Origin of the sequence: Croceibacterium segetis (assembly GCF_011320115.1) — a bacterium.
GTDB classification, from domain to species: Bacteria; Pseudomonadota; Alphaproteobacteria; order Sphingomonadales; family Sphingomonadaceae; genus Croceibacterium_B; species Croceibacterium_B segetis.
In genome coordinates this window covers 1-705 of sequence record NZ_JAANOZ010000036.1, presented here as the reverse complement: position 1 = coordinate 705, position 705 = coordinate 1, and the positions used below count along the sequence as shown (strand labels likewise).

Genomic DNA, 705 nt, shown 5'->3' with positions numbered 1-705 from the left:
GGGGGCATATGCAATGCGCGTACTGCTGATCGAGGACGAGCCGACTACCGCCAAGGCGATCGAGCTCATGCTGACGACAGAGGGCTTCAACGTCTACTCGACCGATCTCGGCGAGGAGGGCTTGGACCTCGGCAAGCTGTATGATTACGACATCATCCTGCTCGACCTCAACCTGCCCGACATGCATGGTTACGACGTGCTCAAGAAGCTGCGCGTGGCCAAGGTGCAGACGCCGGTGCTGATCCTCTCGGGGATTTCCGAGATGGACTCCAAAATCCGCTCGTTCGGCTTCGGCGCGGACGACTACGTCACCAAGCCCTTCCACCGCGACGAGCTGGTCGCCCGCATCCACGCCGTGGTTCGCCGCTCGAAGGGCCACAGCCAGTCGGTCATCCGCACCGGCAAGCTGGCGGTCAATCTCGACGCCAAGACGGTCGAAGTCGACGGCGCCCGGGTCCACCTGACCGGCAAGGAATACGCGATGCTGGAGCTGCTTTCGCTCCGCAAGGGCACCACGCTGACCAAGGAAATGTTCCTCAACCACCTCTACGGCGGCATGGACGAACCCGAACTCAAGATCATCGACGTGTTCATCTGCAAGCTGCGCAAGAAGCTTTCGAGCGCCTGCGGCGGCGAGAATTACATCGAAACCGTCTGGGGCCGCGGCTACGTGCTGCGCGATCCGGGCGAAGAGGCGGAAGCCGC

General features: G+C 62.4%; 1 protein-coding gene. It reads left to right on the top strand.

Annotation, left to right across the window (positions count from 1 at the left end; genetic code table 11):
* Window positions 1-13: 13 nt before the first annotated feature.
* On the top strand, window positions 14-705 hold a 692-nt coding region (gene ctrA / locus G7B69_RS16635), incomplete at its 3' end, for a response regulator transcription factor CtrA (protein ID WP_166181299.1).